10 protein-coding genes are annotated in these 14,244 nt (G+C 65.1%); 3 read left to right on the top strand and 7 right to left on the bottom strand.

The features are described from left to right. Window positions 1–20: 20 nt before the first annotated feature. Entirely contained in the window at window positions 21–386 is a 366-nt protein-coding gene (locus GYH26_RS13275) for a DUF6515 family protein (RefSeq protein ID WP_161542063.1), read from the top strand. A gap of 77 nt (window positions 387–463) precedes the next feature. Here GYH26_RS13275 and GYH26_RS13280 read toward each other — a convergent pair whose 3' ends face one another. The 5 genes from GYH26_RS13280 to GYH26_RS13300 form a co-directional block, all read right to left on the bottom strand. Then, window positions 464–1,741, bottom strand: coding sequence for a prolyl oligopeptidase family serine peptidase (locus GYH26_RS13280; protein ID WP_161542064.1), 1,278 nt, complete (start codon window positions 1,739–1,741; stop codon window positions 464–466). Further along, entirely contained in the window at window positions 1,714–3,954 is a 2,241-nt protein-coding gene (locus GYH26_RS13285) for a pectinesterase family protein (protein ID WP_161542065.1), read from the bottom strand. The genes GYH26_RS13280 and GYH26_RS13285 overlap by 28 nt, the downstream gene beginning before the upstream one ends. A gap of 105 nt (window positions 3,955–4,059) precedes the next feature. Further along, on the bottom strand, window positions 4,060–5,241 hold the full coding sequence (locus GYH26_RS13290; RefSeq protein ID WP_161542424.1) for a glycoside hydrolase family 88/105 protein: 1,182 nt from the start codon (window positions 5,239–5,241) through the stop codon (window positions 4,060–4,062). 102 nt (window positions 5,242–5,343) lie between these two features. After that, window positions 5,344–7,080 carry a T9SS type A sorting domain-containing protein gene (locus tag GYH26_RS13295; RefSeq protein ID WP_161542066.1) on the bottom strand — a complete coding sequence of 579 codons (1,737 nt, stop codon included), beginning with the start codon at window positions 7,078–7,080 and terminating at the stop codon, window positions 5,344–5,346. 37 nt (window positions 7,081–7,117) lie between these two features. After that, window positions 7,118–10,132 carry a TonB-dependent receptor gene (locus GYH26_RS13300; protein WP_161542067.1) on the bottom strand — a complete coding sequence of 1,005 codons (3,015 nt, stop codon included), beginning with the start codon at window positions 10,130–10,132 and terminating at the stop codon, window positions 7,118–7,120. A gap of 486 nt (window positions 10,133–10,618) precedes the next feature. Between GYH26_RS13300 and GYH26_RS13305 the strand changes: the two genes are divergently transcribed. After that, window positions 10,619–10,978, top strand: a complete 360-nt coding sequence (locus tag GYH26_RS13305; RefSeq protein WP_012844960.1) for a DUF7009 family protein — start codon at window positions 10,619–10,621, stop codon at window positions 10,976–10,978. After that, the gene (gene mobA / locus GYH26_RS13310) at window positions 10,959–11,591 is read left to right on the top strand and encodes a molybdenum cofactor guanylyltransferase (RefSeq protein ID WP_161542068.1); all 633 of its coding nucleotides are present in this window, start codon (window positions 10,959–10,961) and stop codon (window positions 11,589–11,591) included. Before GYH26_RS13305 ends, mobA begins: the two co-directional genes overlap by 20 nt. Here the strand turns inward: mobA and GYH26_RS13315 are convergent. Together GYH26_RS13315 and GYH26_RS13320 are read right to left on the bottom strand one after the other, a co-directional pair. Further along, window positions 11,526–12,452: a Clp1/GlmU family protein gene (locus GYH26_RS13315; RefSeq protein WP_161542069.1), complete on the bottom strand. Its 927-nt coding sequence runs from the start codon at window positions 12,450–12,452 to the stop codon at window positions 11,526–11,528. The genes mobA and GYH26_RS13315 overlap by 66 nt on opposite strands. 4 nt (window positions 12,453–12,456) lie before the next feature. Then, complete coding sequence (locus tag GYH26_RS13320; protein ID WP_161542070.1) at window positions 12,457–14,205, bottom strand: ABC-ATPase domain-containing protein; 1,749 nt, start codon at window positions 14,203–14,205, stop codon at window positions 12,457–12,459. Window positions 14,206–14,244: the final 39 nt, after the last annotated feature.

Genomic DNA, 14,244 nt, shown 5'->3' on the forward strand with positions numbered 1-14,244 from the left:
CAGACCTGCGGTGAGGCGCCATGCGTATGCTGAAGTCGTTGTTTGCCCTGCTGCTGATCGGTATGCTGAGCGCTGGACTGAGCCCAAACGCCGCTCAGGCCCATCCGAAGCGTGTCGTCAAAGTGCTTCCACATGGCCACGTGGTGGTGCATGTCGGAAAGGTGCGCTATCACTACCATGCGGGCGTCTTCTACCGGCCGGTACGGGGCGGCTTCGTGGTGGTGCGGGCCCCCGTCGGTGCGATCGTGCCGGTGCTGCCGGTCGCCTACCGCGTGGTGCATGTCCACGGGCGCGTGTACTACTGCCACAACGGCGTCTACTATCGCCCGATCCGACACCACGGCCGCACGGCCTACATGGTGGTCGATCTGCACCTGGACCTGTAGTGCCATCCGGGCGTGGCCGTCGGATCCTTCCGGCGGTCACGCCCACGGCGCCAGCGCCAACCCACCGGTACCACGTTCTACCCGTGCAGCCACCGGTCCAGCCAGGCGAACGCGTCTTCCTGCATGCTTCGATTGAAGCGGTGGCCTTCGTCGTAGAACAGGCCCTGAAAATGCGTGGGCGCGCCAGCCCGTCGATACACTTCCTGCAGGATCTGTACGGCCCGTTCCATTTCCGGGAGTGTAAACAGCGGGTCCCGGCGGCCGCACTGCACAAGCGTTGGAGCGGGCACCCGCAGCCCCAGCAATTCGGGGTAGTCCAGGTCACGGGCCAGCAGCGGAATGTAGAGCATCCAGGTGTGCGTGTAGCTCCGATTGCGGGCCAGGTCGCGCCAGGTGGTGAGCATGCAGGTCACCACGGCACAGCGGATGCGCTCGTCCATCCCCGCCAGCAGCACGGTCTGCCAGCCGCCGCCCGAAAGCCCCGCGCACCCGATGCGGCGAGCGTCCACTTCCGGTCGTCTGCAGAGTACATCGAGCGCCCCGCGCAACTCGGCCAGCAGCACGCCCGGCCAGGTCGTACCGGCCGCCAGCAGCGAACGGGCCACCATGTGTTCGTGCCACGACGCCCATTCGTTGTAGGCCCGGATTTCCTCGGCGGTCTCGGGCTCCCGGGCGGGCAACCCGCGCCGGACACGTGGCGGCACGTCGGCCAGCCGGATGCGCCGGCTGCCGAAGGCCATCACATCGGGCACCAGCACCACGTAGCCCCGCCGTGCCAGTTCGTTCGCCCAGGCCCGTCCATCGTAGAGCTTTTCCTGATGGGCAACCATGAGGGGATGGCGCGTGCCCGGATCGACGATCTTCTCGCGCCCGAAGAATTTGTCGCCGCCATGATCGTGCAGGGCCAGCACACCCGGTAACGGACCCGAAGCGTCGGCCGGACGCAGCAGATAGGCCCGCGTGGGCGGCCCGAAGGGAAGCTGCCAGCGCAGGTCCTCGATGATCAGACCGTCGTGCGCAACGCGGGCCACTACCTCGGCATGGAGCACCGCACCGGGCTCCGGCATGCCCAGCAACGCCAGTACCCGGGCGCGCGCCTGCTGCCGCCACGCTGCCAGATCCACGGTCTCCTGCCAGCGAAGCGACAGCCGGGGTGGATCTTCGGCCAGCGCGGCCGCCCAGTCGCCGTAAGCGCCGAGCACCGAGCCGGCTTCGGCGTCACGCGCCGGGGCTTCGTAATCCTCCGGCGGCGTCCACCGGCGCCATCCCAGCGCCGCCGTGCCCAGCAGGGCTTCAAGGAAGGTGCGGCGATCCAGTCCCACGGTTTTCAGACGAGGTCTCGCCAAGGCGTCCATCCGGCCAGCACATGGACCGGCGCGTACAGCACCGCTTCCGCCGCCGTGAGCCGGGGTCGATCGGGATGGGCTCCCGGCCCGCTGCTGCCGTATTCGAAAAGCCGCTCACCCATCGGATCCACGCCGTGCATCTCCGTCCAGCCCTCGGGCCGGATGTGATCGTCCATGTAGCAGTGCAGAAAAACGGCGTTGCTGCTGACCAGCCCCGGCTGGTTCGAGGGATGCCAGGGACGTCCCAGCCACACCGAAGCCGGAGCCATCGCAGGCGATTCCTTCAGCAGGCGGCATCGATAGAAAATCAGCCCGTAGGGACGGCTCCGGGGCGTGCTGGGTGCCACCACGTAGCCGTTGTTGGGCCGGCCGCGATCCCGCGAAATCAGATCGCAGGCTTCGAAAACGGCCGTGCCCCCGCCGAAAATGAAGTCGACATGGCCGAGAATCGTACAGTTGCGAAAATAGCTCCGGTTGCCCTCGACGAAGAGCGTGTCCTGATAGCCACGAATCACGCAGTCGTAGAAGACGGTGCGGTCGGCCTCGCGATCGACGAGCACGGCTACGGCCTGCAGGTCGCGCAGGCTGTCCTGATAGGCCGGATAGTCGAAGGCGTTTTCCACGGTCAGATGGGCGACGCGCACCGCAGGGGCGGCAATGCGCAGCGTGAAGCTGCCCCGCGTACCGCAACGGTCGGGTTGGCGGGGCTGTGCCGAGCGGTTTTCGGCCTGCCAGCGTGCCAGCAGCGCCCGCCGCAGCGGGCTGTCGGTACAGGGACCACCCGCCACGTCGTCGTAGGAGAGCACGGTCGTCTCCCGATCTTCGCCGATCAGATAGACGAAGGGCCGGTCGATGGAAAGCTTCTCATGGTAGCGGCCACGCCGCACGAAGATCACGTAGGGGGCGTCGTTGTCGGCCGGCACGTCGGCCAGCGCCCGGCCGATGGTCCGGTAGCGCCGCACCCCGTCCACGCGCGCTCCTTCGGGGCCGACGTAAGCCGGATCGACCACGGCGGCGTAGGTGTACGTGTCGGGCGCGGTGCGCAGGGCGCCGGTCGATGGCGTGAGGATCGCCACCCGAAGCGGCTCTCGAAGGCGCTGCACGAAGCGATCCAGATACGCCCACCAGTCTTCGACCTGGCGGAAGTCGCCGGCCGCCGTCCATCCTGCCCCGGCATAGTGCACGACGGTTTCGCCCGGACGCATGCGGCCAAGCAGCAGGTAGTGGTCGTTGGTCTCGCGCACCGCTTCGAGCCGGTCGCCCGGCATCAGGACGGCCGTGCCCAGCTCGCCGTGTCCGCCATTTTTGCGCTCGACCGGTCCCCAGACGCCCAGCCAGGTCCAGTCGTCGCGCTGCTTCCAGGCGCCCGTTACCCCTTCGCGCTTGACCAGTCCGATCGCATAGGTCAGCGGCTCGCTATCGGCCGCCCGGAAAGTCACTTCTTCCCGAAACAGATACTGTCCGGCGTCGATCGTGATGCGCCGCACTTCCGACACCTGGCGGCCGCCCACCTCCCACGGTTCGTAGTGCAGTTCCACGATGGCCCGGAGCGGACCGGCGGCCAGGATGCGGTACGACTTGAAGTTGCGGGCCGGAAACAGCCGTCCCTCGTGCCAGATGGCCGTGCCGCCGGCGCCCAGACTCTGGCCGACGGAGAAAAAGTCGGCGCCTTCGCCCGTGTCGATATGATAGGCGTCGTGCCCCTTCGCGTACCAGCGGGTGATCACCAGATTGCGCACGCGCTTGAGCCAGACGTCGATGCCGCTCGACACGAGCGACTCCAGCTGCCAGAGGCCCTGGCCGTAGGTGCGATACGCCACCCGATCGCTTTCCCAGGCCACATCGTCGCGTTGCGGCTCGTGATAGGCGAAAGCCCGGGCGGCAAAGGTCGTCTCCGGGGCCGCGGCCTCCACGCGATAGGTGCGCGCTTCGCGGGGCCAGAGGCTCACCAGAAAGAGCAGCACGTCCGGACGCCCGTCGCCATCGTTGTCCACCACCTGGTGCAGGACCGACCGGCCGCTGGCCTCGTCACGCACGCGCACCTGCTCGGGCGTCAGGGCCGGAAGCCGCTCGGCCAGCGGCGCCCAGGCCAGCTCGACCAGTTCGTCGGGACGCGCCACATCCGAGGGATTCTCCACGCGAACGCGCACCGCTTCGGGCGTTTCGACGGCTCCGCCCAGCAGCGGCAGCAGTCCCAGCAGCAGAATCCTGCACCAGCGCATGTTTTTTCAAAGGTTAGCTCAAAATTTCAGGGTAAACTTCCTGTGCAGAGAGGCGCCCATTGCTGTCCCGGAATCCAGACGCACGCGCCGCTCCTATCGGGGCATTCAGTGCAGGGCGCCCCCCTCAAAAGCTTCGATCTCCAGGCTGGCCAGAATGAACGGACCGACGCCCTTCGGATCGTCGCTGACGATCGGCTCGCTCAGGTAGTACGCAATCGAACCGTCCCGCTGTCGCGGCCCGCCCAGTCCGGCCACCGCGCAGATCTGATGCAGGTGTACCGTCCCATCGGGATCCACCGAAACCAGCTGCTTTACAAGCCCCCGATAGCCACGCCGGGCCACCTCCAGGTATTTCGCCGGCAGGTATCCTTTGCGTACTCCTTTGGCCAGCGCGTACACGAACATGCTCGAAGCGGACGCCTCCAGGTAGTTGCCCGGATAGGCGGGCTGATCGAGCACCTGGTACCAGAGACCCGTGACCGGATCCTGCACGCGCGCCACGGCTTCGGCCAGATCCTCCAGGATCCGGATGATCGCCGGACGATCGGGATGATCTGCGGGGAGCCAGTCCAGCACGTCCACCAGCGCCATGGCATACCAGCCCATGCCACGGCCCCAGAAGTTGGCCGAACGGCCCGTGATGGAGTCGGCCCAGATCTGCTGGCGTTTTTCATCCCAGCCGTGGTAGTAAAGACCGGTGCGCGGGTCGCGCAGGTAGCGGGCGACCAGCAGAATTTCACGGGCGGTTTCGTCGATGGCTTTCGCGTCGCCGAACGTCACGCCGTAGCGCACCAGAAACGGCCCCATCATGTAGATGCCGTCGAGCCAGAGCTGGTAGGGATAGATTTTTTTGTGCCAGAAGCCGCCCTCGCTGGTGCGCGGATGGTGCCGGAGCTGATCGCGCAGTGTATCGATGGCCCGGCGATATCGTTCTTCTCCGGTCTGCTCGTAGAGCAGAAACAGCAGTTTCCCGGTGTTGATCTGATCCAGGTTGTACTCCTCCTTCTCGTAGGTGCGAATGGTGCCCTCCGGCGTGACAAACCGGTCGATGTTGGCCCGGATGTACTCGAAATAGCGCGATTCACCTGTCCTGAGCCAGAGTTCCTCGAAAGCGCGCAGCATGACGCCCACTTCGTAGTGCCAGCGCTCGGAGAGTAGCGGCTTCTGGCGCATGACGGACTCGGCCATGCGGACCGACCACGGCCGCACGTCGGGCGGCTGCGCCTGCGCGATCAGTCCCAGCAGACAACCCAGTCCGATTCCCAGAATTCGTCCGTACCAGCGCATGGGGCTCCGATGATTCATCGTCATGTCAGGTCTTGCAAGCAGAAGCGCCCCGGGAGCTACGGCTCCCGGGGCGTCTGCCCTGTTACCATCCCCGTAAGGGCATCAGTTGGCCGGAAGCAGCAACATCTTGCGCGTCAGCACCGTGCCCCCGGCTTCCAGGCGGTAGAAGTAGACGCCGGGGGCCGCCTTCCGGCCCAGCAGGTCCATGCCATCCCAGGTAGCCGTGTAAACTCCGGCGGCCTGCCGGACGCCATCGGCCAGACGGGCCACCTCCTGCCCCAGCAGGTTGAACACGCGCAGCGTGACGGTGGCCGGCTCGGGCAGCGTGTACGTGATGCGGGTTTCCCGCGTGAACGGGTTCGGGTAGTTCTGATGCAGCCGGAAGGCCGTCACCGGCAGGTTGCCGGGCTGGCGTTCGATGGTTGTCAGTTCCCACTCGGCTTTTTTGTCCGGGAACCAGTTCAGGTCGCCGGCCGGGAAGCCCTTGGCCGCGCCGGTGTACGCGGGCGAATCGGTGGGATACGAAGCGTCGAACTCACGCATGAAGTACGTCACCGGCTTCCGATCGAAGTCGTGCAATGCGCGCACAAAGCTCGTGGTGGACTTGGTGCGGCCGGTCTGCGTCCGGTACCACTCGGCCATACGCAGCATCTTGCTGATGTAGGGCCGGTTGGCGACTTGCAGATCCTCCAGTTCGATGAACGCATTGACCGAGTCGGCTCCCAGGCGGCTGTTGATGTGGTAGGAAAGCGGCGCGCCCGGCCCGATGATGTCGTTGTCGCCGTCGGTGCCGTTGTCGGGGTTGCCGTCGTCGCCTGCCCCATCGCCGTACTTTTCATAGAAAGCCTCCACCGAGTCCGACACGGCCCAGTAGTTGTTCGACACGACCCACTGGGTCGTATCGTTGGGCACCGAGAAGATCCAGATCATCCGCGGCTTGCCGTTGGGGTACAGCTCGCCGTGCTCGTCGAACTCGGCCTGACGGCTGGCGTCGCTCGTGTCGGCCCCCAGCACGAAGGAATCCAGAAACAGGTTGTTCGTAATCCGCACGCTCTTGCCCACCCATCCCAGGGCCAGCGTGCCGTGATACGACATGCCGTTGAGGATCGTGTTGTGGTCGAAAATCAGGTTGTTGATGGGCGCCGTGCTGGACCGGTGGCGAATGATGCGGTCCTGGAAGTTCACGAACGTGCAGTTTTGGATGAACAACGTATCGACCGACGTATCCCGCAGGTCGATGGCCTTGCCGGCCCCGAAGTTCGAGCGTCCCAGATCGCCCATGTTGGCGAAAATCGTGTTGGTAATGCGGATCACACGCGCGGCCGCCTCGGTGCGGATGTGCTGTCCCCGCGTGTTGGACATGACGACCCCGTCTAGGATCAGATCATATCCCGGCGAAGTGGTGCGGATGATCGTACTCCCGATGTTGACCACCTCGTTGGGATCGGCGTCCACATAGCCCACCAGCACCACGTCTTTGATCCAGACGTTGCCCTCCATGCGAATGATCGGGTCCGCCGCAAACGTACCGGTCTGGGTATTCACCACCGGATAGATGATGGCTTTTTCGCCCTCGCCTTCTTCCGTCATCAGGCGTAGGTCAAATCCACGAACGATGATGTCGTCGTTGACCAGGTAAACGCCGTTGCGCCGCAGCACGTACACCCGGTTGGGGTCGTTCCGCTCCCCGGTGGCCGTCGTGTCGCCAGCGATCACCTCGTTCAGATACTGCCCCGACACGTTGAAGGGCTCGACGATCAGTTCCTGCGCCCTGCTGTTCGCCGCGCCGAACAATAACAGGACAAGCAGCCCGATCCATGCACTCGTAGCGGTCCTCATGGCTTCCTCCGGTTGGTTGAAGGGATTGGTTCAGTTTTCAGAGTACCAGCCGCAGGCCGAAGTCCACGGTGGTCCCGTAGATTTCCCGATCGTTGGGCAGCCGCCAGCCCTGCACCCGGTTCAGCACAAGGGTGCCCTCCTCGACGTTCGTCAGGTTGTTCACATTGAGCAGGACGTACAGGTTGGGCCGAATCTGCTGGCGGAGCGCCAGGTCCCAGCGTGTGAAGCTCTTGACCACCCGATCGTCGCGGCCATTGGGCGAAAAGCGCGTGTTGAATTCGCCCTGGTGGAACATGGAAAGCCGCGCCGAAAAGCCCCGATAGTCGTAGCCGATCGCCACGTTGCTGAGGAAGTCCGGCTGGCGCTCCAGCTTGTGCTTGCGCTCAACAAAACGATAGCGCAGCTTGGGCACGCAGATGCCCGGTAGAATCTCCTCGCAGTACTCCTCGGTCTGCGTGCCCGGGATGTAGGTCTCCGACCGGATGAACGACAGGTTGTAGGTCAGCACCAGGTTGCGAAGCACCCCCGGCAGGAACAGAAAGTTGGCCTGATGCTCGATTTCCACGCCCCAGACCCGCGTCGGCTTCGAGGAATTGTACGGATAGGTCAGGGCGAACCCTTCGTTCTGGAAGGGACTGGTCACGTTGATTCCCAGCCTGTCGAACAGCGAGTCGGCCGAAGCGGCGTCGAAAAACGCGCCGTTGATCTGGTGGTACATGTTTTTGATGTCCTTGTAGAAGGCCGACACCGAAAACAGCCCGAAACGGCCGTCGTAAAGCGCCACGTTCACCTCGTAATTCCAGGCCTGCGCTGCCTTCAGATCCGGATTGCCTACGAAAAGCGAGTTGCCGGGATAGAACGTGCCGGCCTTGCGCGCCACGAAGCTGGGCAGACGCTGGTTGTAGTCGGGACGCGCCAGCGCTTTGTAGGCGGCCAACCGCACCGTGAGAAAATCGGTGGGCCGCAGCGTCAGGTGTACGTTCGGCAGCCAGATGGTCTCCGAAAACGTGCTGCTGGTGTCTCGATAGGTCCCTTTGGGTACCGGAAAGCCGGACAGGTCATCCGGCGTGTAGCGCGTGAGGTAGTCGTTGTTTTCGCGCTCGACGCGCACCCCGGCAATGAGCGAAACGCGCGGCCCGAAATGCAACGTGTTCATCACATAGGCCGCCGAGACCCGCTCGGTCAGGTCATAGAAATAAGCGTCGGCTTCCAGATTGCGCTCGAACTCCGGGTTCGTCCCGGCCTGATCCGAAAAACCGTCTCGGTTCAGATCCCACCAGGTGCGGAGCAGATCCCGATCGATCATCGGATAGAGCCGGAAGCGGTCGAACAGGTCGCGGTCCTCCGGATTGGCCCCCAGAAAGTTCGTCACCAGCAGCCGGTCGCCCACCATCTGAAGCTGCTCGAAGGGGGTGCCTGTAAAGTCCTTGGGTACGACCTGCCCATCGGCCGTCTGGACGTAGCGCGGAAACGCTTCGTTGTAATAGGGCGCCAGCAGCTCACTGCGCTCCCGAAAGCGCGTCTTGCTCCGAAACTTTCCGCCCAGCTTGAACTGTCCGGCCACTCCCCCGCCCAGCGCGTAGTCCCGCGCCAGATCCAGGTACAGCGTGGTCTCCCCTTCGCGATTTTCCTCCTCCCGATAGAACGCCGTGTAGAAGTAGGCCCGTTCGAAGTTGTTCAACGCATGGGAAATAATGCTTTCCGGCGGACCTTTCAGCTCTTCGGGCGGGATGCGCCCCATGCCGGCGATCGGATTGCCCTGGGGATCGGTGGCCGAAGGCTCCGTGAAGCTGATATCGAAGTCGAACGGATCGTGCGATTGCGACCGGGCATAGGAAGCCCCCCAGTTAAGCTGCCATCCCCTCAGGTACTGTTCGCCCCGCAGCGCACTGGTGAACGTGTAGATGTTCTGCTCGCGATCCCGGGCGCCATAGAACATCTCGGAGCCCTCGGTGGGATAGTTGCGATAGTAGTCGATGAAGCTGCGCTGGGTGGCGTTGAAGACGTTGTTGAAACGAATCGTCCCACCATCCGGCGTGTCCAGGTCCAGCAACAGGCTGACGCCCTGGCGCGTGCGGATTTCGTTACGGAAGTTCAGCTCGATGTCGGAGATTTCGTAGTCCGTACCGCCGGCCAGCCCCATATCGTAGGAGAGATCGTAGTACTCGCGGCTCCGATCGCGCCGCTCCAGGCTGCCGATGAGCTGCACGCCCAGCCGCTTGCGCCAGAAGCGCTCTCCGTAGCGGGCGCTCAGATCGTACTGCCCCCAGGTCTGGTTCAGCTGATTGTAAGCGCCCCGCACATCGAAGCGAACGAGCCGCTGCTCGGGCGCTTTCCTGGTGACCAGGTTGACGCTACCGGCAATCGCGTCGGCGTCCTTGTCGGGGGTCAACGCCTTGTACAGCTCAATGCCGGCCAGCGAGCTCTGCGAGATCGTGCTCAGATCGAGGCCCCGGGCGTCCGCGTCGGTCGCAGCCAACCGCACACCATCGACCGTAATCGTCGTGAAGCGATCGCTCAGCCCACGCAGTACGATCTTGTTGGCCTCGCCGCCGGAACGCTGCACGGCCACCCCGGGCAGCCGCCCAAGCGCTTCCGCCGCGTTGGCGTCCGGCAGTTCCTGAATTTTTTCCTCCGAGACCACGTTGACGATCGTGTTCGCGTTGAGCTGCTGGTTGATGGCGGCCACCTGGCCTTCGACCTGTCCGACAATCACGATCTCCTCTCCACCGATCGACTCGGGCACCAGGGCAATGTTCAGCACGATCGTCTCCCCGTCCTGAATGCGCAGGGGCAATTCGCGCGTCTGATAGCTCAGATAGGAAACGCGCAGCGTGTAGGTGCCGGGTGCAATGCCCGTGATGCGATAGCGTCCTTCCAGATCGGTCGCACTCCCTTTGCCCGTGCCCACCAGATACACGTTGGCTCCCGGCAACGCCTCGCCCGTCAGCGAATCGGTCACCACGCCATAGACCGTACCCTGCGCCAGTGCAGCCGGAACGGCCGTCAGCGCTCCCAGGGTCAGACTCAGTGCAAGCCACCAGTTTTTCATGGTCCTTCGATACAAGCAGCGGCACCACGCCCTGGGTGGTACCGGTTTCTTTCAGAATAGTTAACGGTTACTTTATCGTTTGACCAAAGTAGGAGTACCCTTTCATTCCCGCAAGCCCTTTCTACATCCCTCCTTCAACTTAACACCAATTTCATAAATTGACTGAATGAATCATACGATTTCCGGGAAATCATAGTGCATGTAAGGAAGCACGGGCGCACACGGCGGTGCGCCCCTACCAGATCCTTAACGTTTTCCCTATCCCGTAGGGGCGGACCCCTGTGTCCGCCCGATCATACCCGCCGGATTACGTTCGCCAAACGGGGTTGTGGCACCCTCATACACCGGTAAATCAGCGATCCCATATCAGCCGTGCCTGTGCGAAGGGCCGGTTGCAGACAGGAGGTGCTCGTCCTGCTTTCGCGATACGCCCGCACCTTTCGCCCCGCAAACCGGTATAACGTCAAAACCAATCCGCTGCTTGCCATGAAGCTACGCCTGACCGAACGCGACGTGCGCCTTCGCCTGGAGGCCGAAGATCTGGAAACGCTGCGCCGGACGGGTCGGGTTGAACTCGTCACGCCGTTCGACGCGCAGACGGCCTTCACCTGCACGCTCCGCATCGATGCGCAGACGGCCGTGCCGGTCGCGCACCTGGACGGCGCGCACCTGACCGTACGGCTTCCCATCGAGGAAGCCCGGCGCTGGCTCGACAGCGACCAGATCGGCATCGAAGCGCGCCAGGCGGCCGGTCCGAACCGAACGCTCAAGCTGCTGATCGAGAAGGACATCGGCTGTCAGCACAAACCGCAGGCCCGGCCGTCCGATGTCGCCGCCGAACGCTGACCTGACCGCCCTGCTGCTGGCCGGCGGACGCAGTCGCCGCTTCGGCACGGACAAGGCTCGGGCCGTGGTAGGGGGCGTACCCATGCTCCGGCGCATTTACGAGACGGCCTGCGCGCTCACGCCACACGTGCTGCTGAGCGTCCGGGCTGACGGCGACTTCTACCTCGACCTGGTGCCACTGGAGGTCCCCCGTCTGCTTGATCCCGTCCCGGACGCCGGCCCGCTGGCGGGTCTGGTGGCCGGTCTCCGGGCGGCGCAGACGCCCTGGCTGCTGGCACTGGCCTGTGACCTGCCCTTCCTGACCGACGACACACTCCGGCAACTGCTGGCCGCCCGCTCACCGGAAACCGCCGCCGTCGTGCCCGTCACACCCGACGGCCACCGCCAGCCGCTCTGTGCACTCTACCACGTGGACGTGTTGCGCCCGGTAGCTGAAGCCTGGCTCGCCGCCGGTCGCCATGCGCTGCAGGCGCTACTCGATCGGCTTTCCGTCACGACGCTGCCCGTTCCGGACGCACCGCTACGTAACGTCAACACGCCCGACGATCTACTCGCCGAGCGCGTCGGTCCGGAGCGGCACATCTCCGGTGGGCGGTCGCCTGCGCGTGATTAATCCGACCTCGGCCGGATCCAGCCGAAAGCGCCCGAACTGAATCGTGGCGATCTCACGGGCCCGAAACGGCGGCGCCCAGAAATGGAGCCACGCCAGCTCGGCGTCGTACCGGGCCACGATGCCCAGTACACGGGCAAAGCCGTGCCGGTCGCAGAGGGCCACCAGGCGATGCCGGACCGCCTCGGGGTTGTCCAGTGGTGGCACCATGCCGTGCAACCCGCGGGCCTGCACCGAGAGTCGCCGCAGCCGCGCCCCGGCAAAGTACCTTTGGAACCGCTCGCGCCGGTAGTCGCTGCGCACCCACCGGTCGCGTTCCTGCACGGCCTCGGCCACCGGTAGTCGCACAATGCGCGGACGTCGACTCCGTCGAAAGCACCGCAACACCGGTTCCAGCTCGTCTTCGCGCTGCAGCGCCACCACGTAGTCGGGCCGGATCACGTCGAGCATCTGAAAGAAAAGCTCGCGGCCTGCGTCGTTGGCCATGTGGCCCGGCAGGTCGATCACCAGCCGCTGCGCCCGATGCCAGCGGGCCGCTTCGACCAGACGCACCAGGCCGCTGAGCATCTGCAGCAGATGGCCCTCGGGCGAGATGTGTCCGACGAACCGGAGCCGGAGCCAGCAGTCGGGGTCGATCGGCACCCGGCTCAACGCCAGCGTGGTCGGCGGCCCGATGAGCGACTGGCCGGGATCCGCGTCCAGAAAGAGCGTCCGGTAGTGTTCGCTCACCTGCGCGGCCAACCAGCGCGCCAGCGTCGTCTTGCCGGCGTTGACCGGACCGGCCACCATCAACGTACGCCACGGTGGCCCCTGCAGCAACCGCTCCCGCAGCGTTTCCCATTCGGTCAAAACCGCAACGTCCATGACTTCAGACAGGCGATTCGACGCGCACCCGGAGCGTCCGCAGACGGTTCAGCGCAGCGGCCAGCTCCTGTGCCCGGAAGCCGGCCAGATCCAGCAGGCCTTTGGGATCGAGCACGTCCAGACCTTCCCGCGCGATGTCTTCCATCACGGCCGCGATGATCTCCGGAACGGTGCGGCGACCGTCCATGTAGCGACGAAGGGCGTAGGCCAACGCCTGACCGATGGCCCGTGTCTGAGCCACATGCACCAGTTGCTCGACGGCCCTGAGATCGATCACGGCCGTGCCGAGCTGAAGCGTTTCGCGTCCGCGTGCCCGCACGTAGGTCGCACGCTTCCCCTTCTGGGGCGAAACGCTCGTCGGATCCGGCACGCGCCGCACCGGCGGATCCCGAAAGGGATCGTCCGGCGCCGGCATCCGCTCGCTCGGAAGCTGGCGGGCAATCTCCCGGGCGGCGTCCGTCACATCCTCCACCCGGTATTCGTGCAACTTGATGACGGTGTCGGCCACGTCGAAAAAGTCGCCGCTGGAGCCCACGACCAGGATGGTACTGACGCCGCGTGTTTCGTAAAGCTGACGCACGCGGTCGATGAACGGTGTGATGGGTTCCTGCGCACCGGGCACCAGGCGCTGCATACGCCGGTCGCGCACCATGAAGTTCGTAGCGGCCGTGTCTTCGTCGATGAGCAGCAGCGAGGTCCCCACCTCCAGTGCTTCCTGAATGGCGGCCGCCTGGCTGGTCGATCCGCTGGCGTTCGCCGTCGAAAACGTGCGCGTATCGATGCCCGAGGGCAGGTTGCGGATGAAGGGCGACAGGTCCACGCCGGCCACGCTACGGCCGTCTTCGGCGCGCACCTTGACGGCGTCGGGCACCGTCACGACAAACTCCCGGCCGTCGCCGGGCTCGTGGTTGTAGACGCCGCGTTCCAGCGCGCGCAGCAGCGTACTTTTGCCGTGATAGCCGCCGCCCACGATGAGCGTCACGCCGGCCGGAATGCCCATGCCGGTCAGGCGGCGACCGCTGGGCAGCACGACCTCGCGCCGCAGCGACGGCGGCGAGGCAAACAGCACCGCGCCGGTTTCCAGCGGCCGCTCATCGACGCCGGACCGTCGGGGCAGGCAGGCACCGTCGGCCACGAACGCCACCAGCCCCCAGGCGGGCAGCTGCGCCCGGAGCCAGGTGGCGTCCTCGTTCACTTCGGCGAAGGTGCGCACGGTTTCCGGATCGTAGGCGGCAAACCGAAGGCTTTCGCGCACCACGCGCGGCACGTCTTCCAGGAGCAACGCCCGGGCTTCGTCGGCCGCAATGCGGCGGCCGTGGGCGGGGAGTCCGATGGAAAAGCGGGCTTCGACACCCTCGGCCATCAGGCGTACGGCCGTGCGAGGGAGCACTTCCTGACCGGGTCGGTCCATTTCGATGCGGCCGCTGTGGCCGCTGCCACGCGGACGGCTGATGCGCCGGGCCTTTTCGGCGAAGGTGCGGGCCAGCAGATGGGCCACGCCGACGGCCCGGGCCTCCGAGCCATAGCTCCACTCCGGAAAACCCGCGTGGCGCTGTGGAATCCAGACATGCACGCGGCTGGGCGTGGCGAACGGATCGCCCTGCACGTGCACCAGATGCAGCACGAAGTCGCCCAGATCGTAGGCGCCCTGTAGCGTTTTGTAGGCTTTGTAGCCCCGACCGTCGATACGTGCCAGGCGCCGCCGCAGGTCTTCGACTGTACGCAGCGTTTCCGTAGCGATTCGTGCCGCCATGGCGTTGCCGGTCGCCTTCCGTTCCCGAACGCCCATAAA

Origin of the sequence: Rhodothermus marinus (genome assembly GCF_009936275.1) — a bacterium.
Classification (GTDB): domain Bacteria; phylum Bacteroidota; class Rhodothermia; order Rhodothermales; family Rhodothermaceae; genus Rhodothermus; species Rhodothermus marinus_A.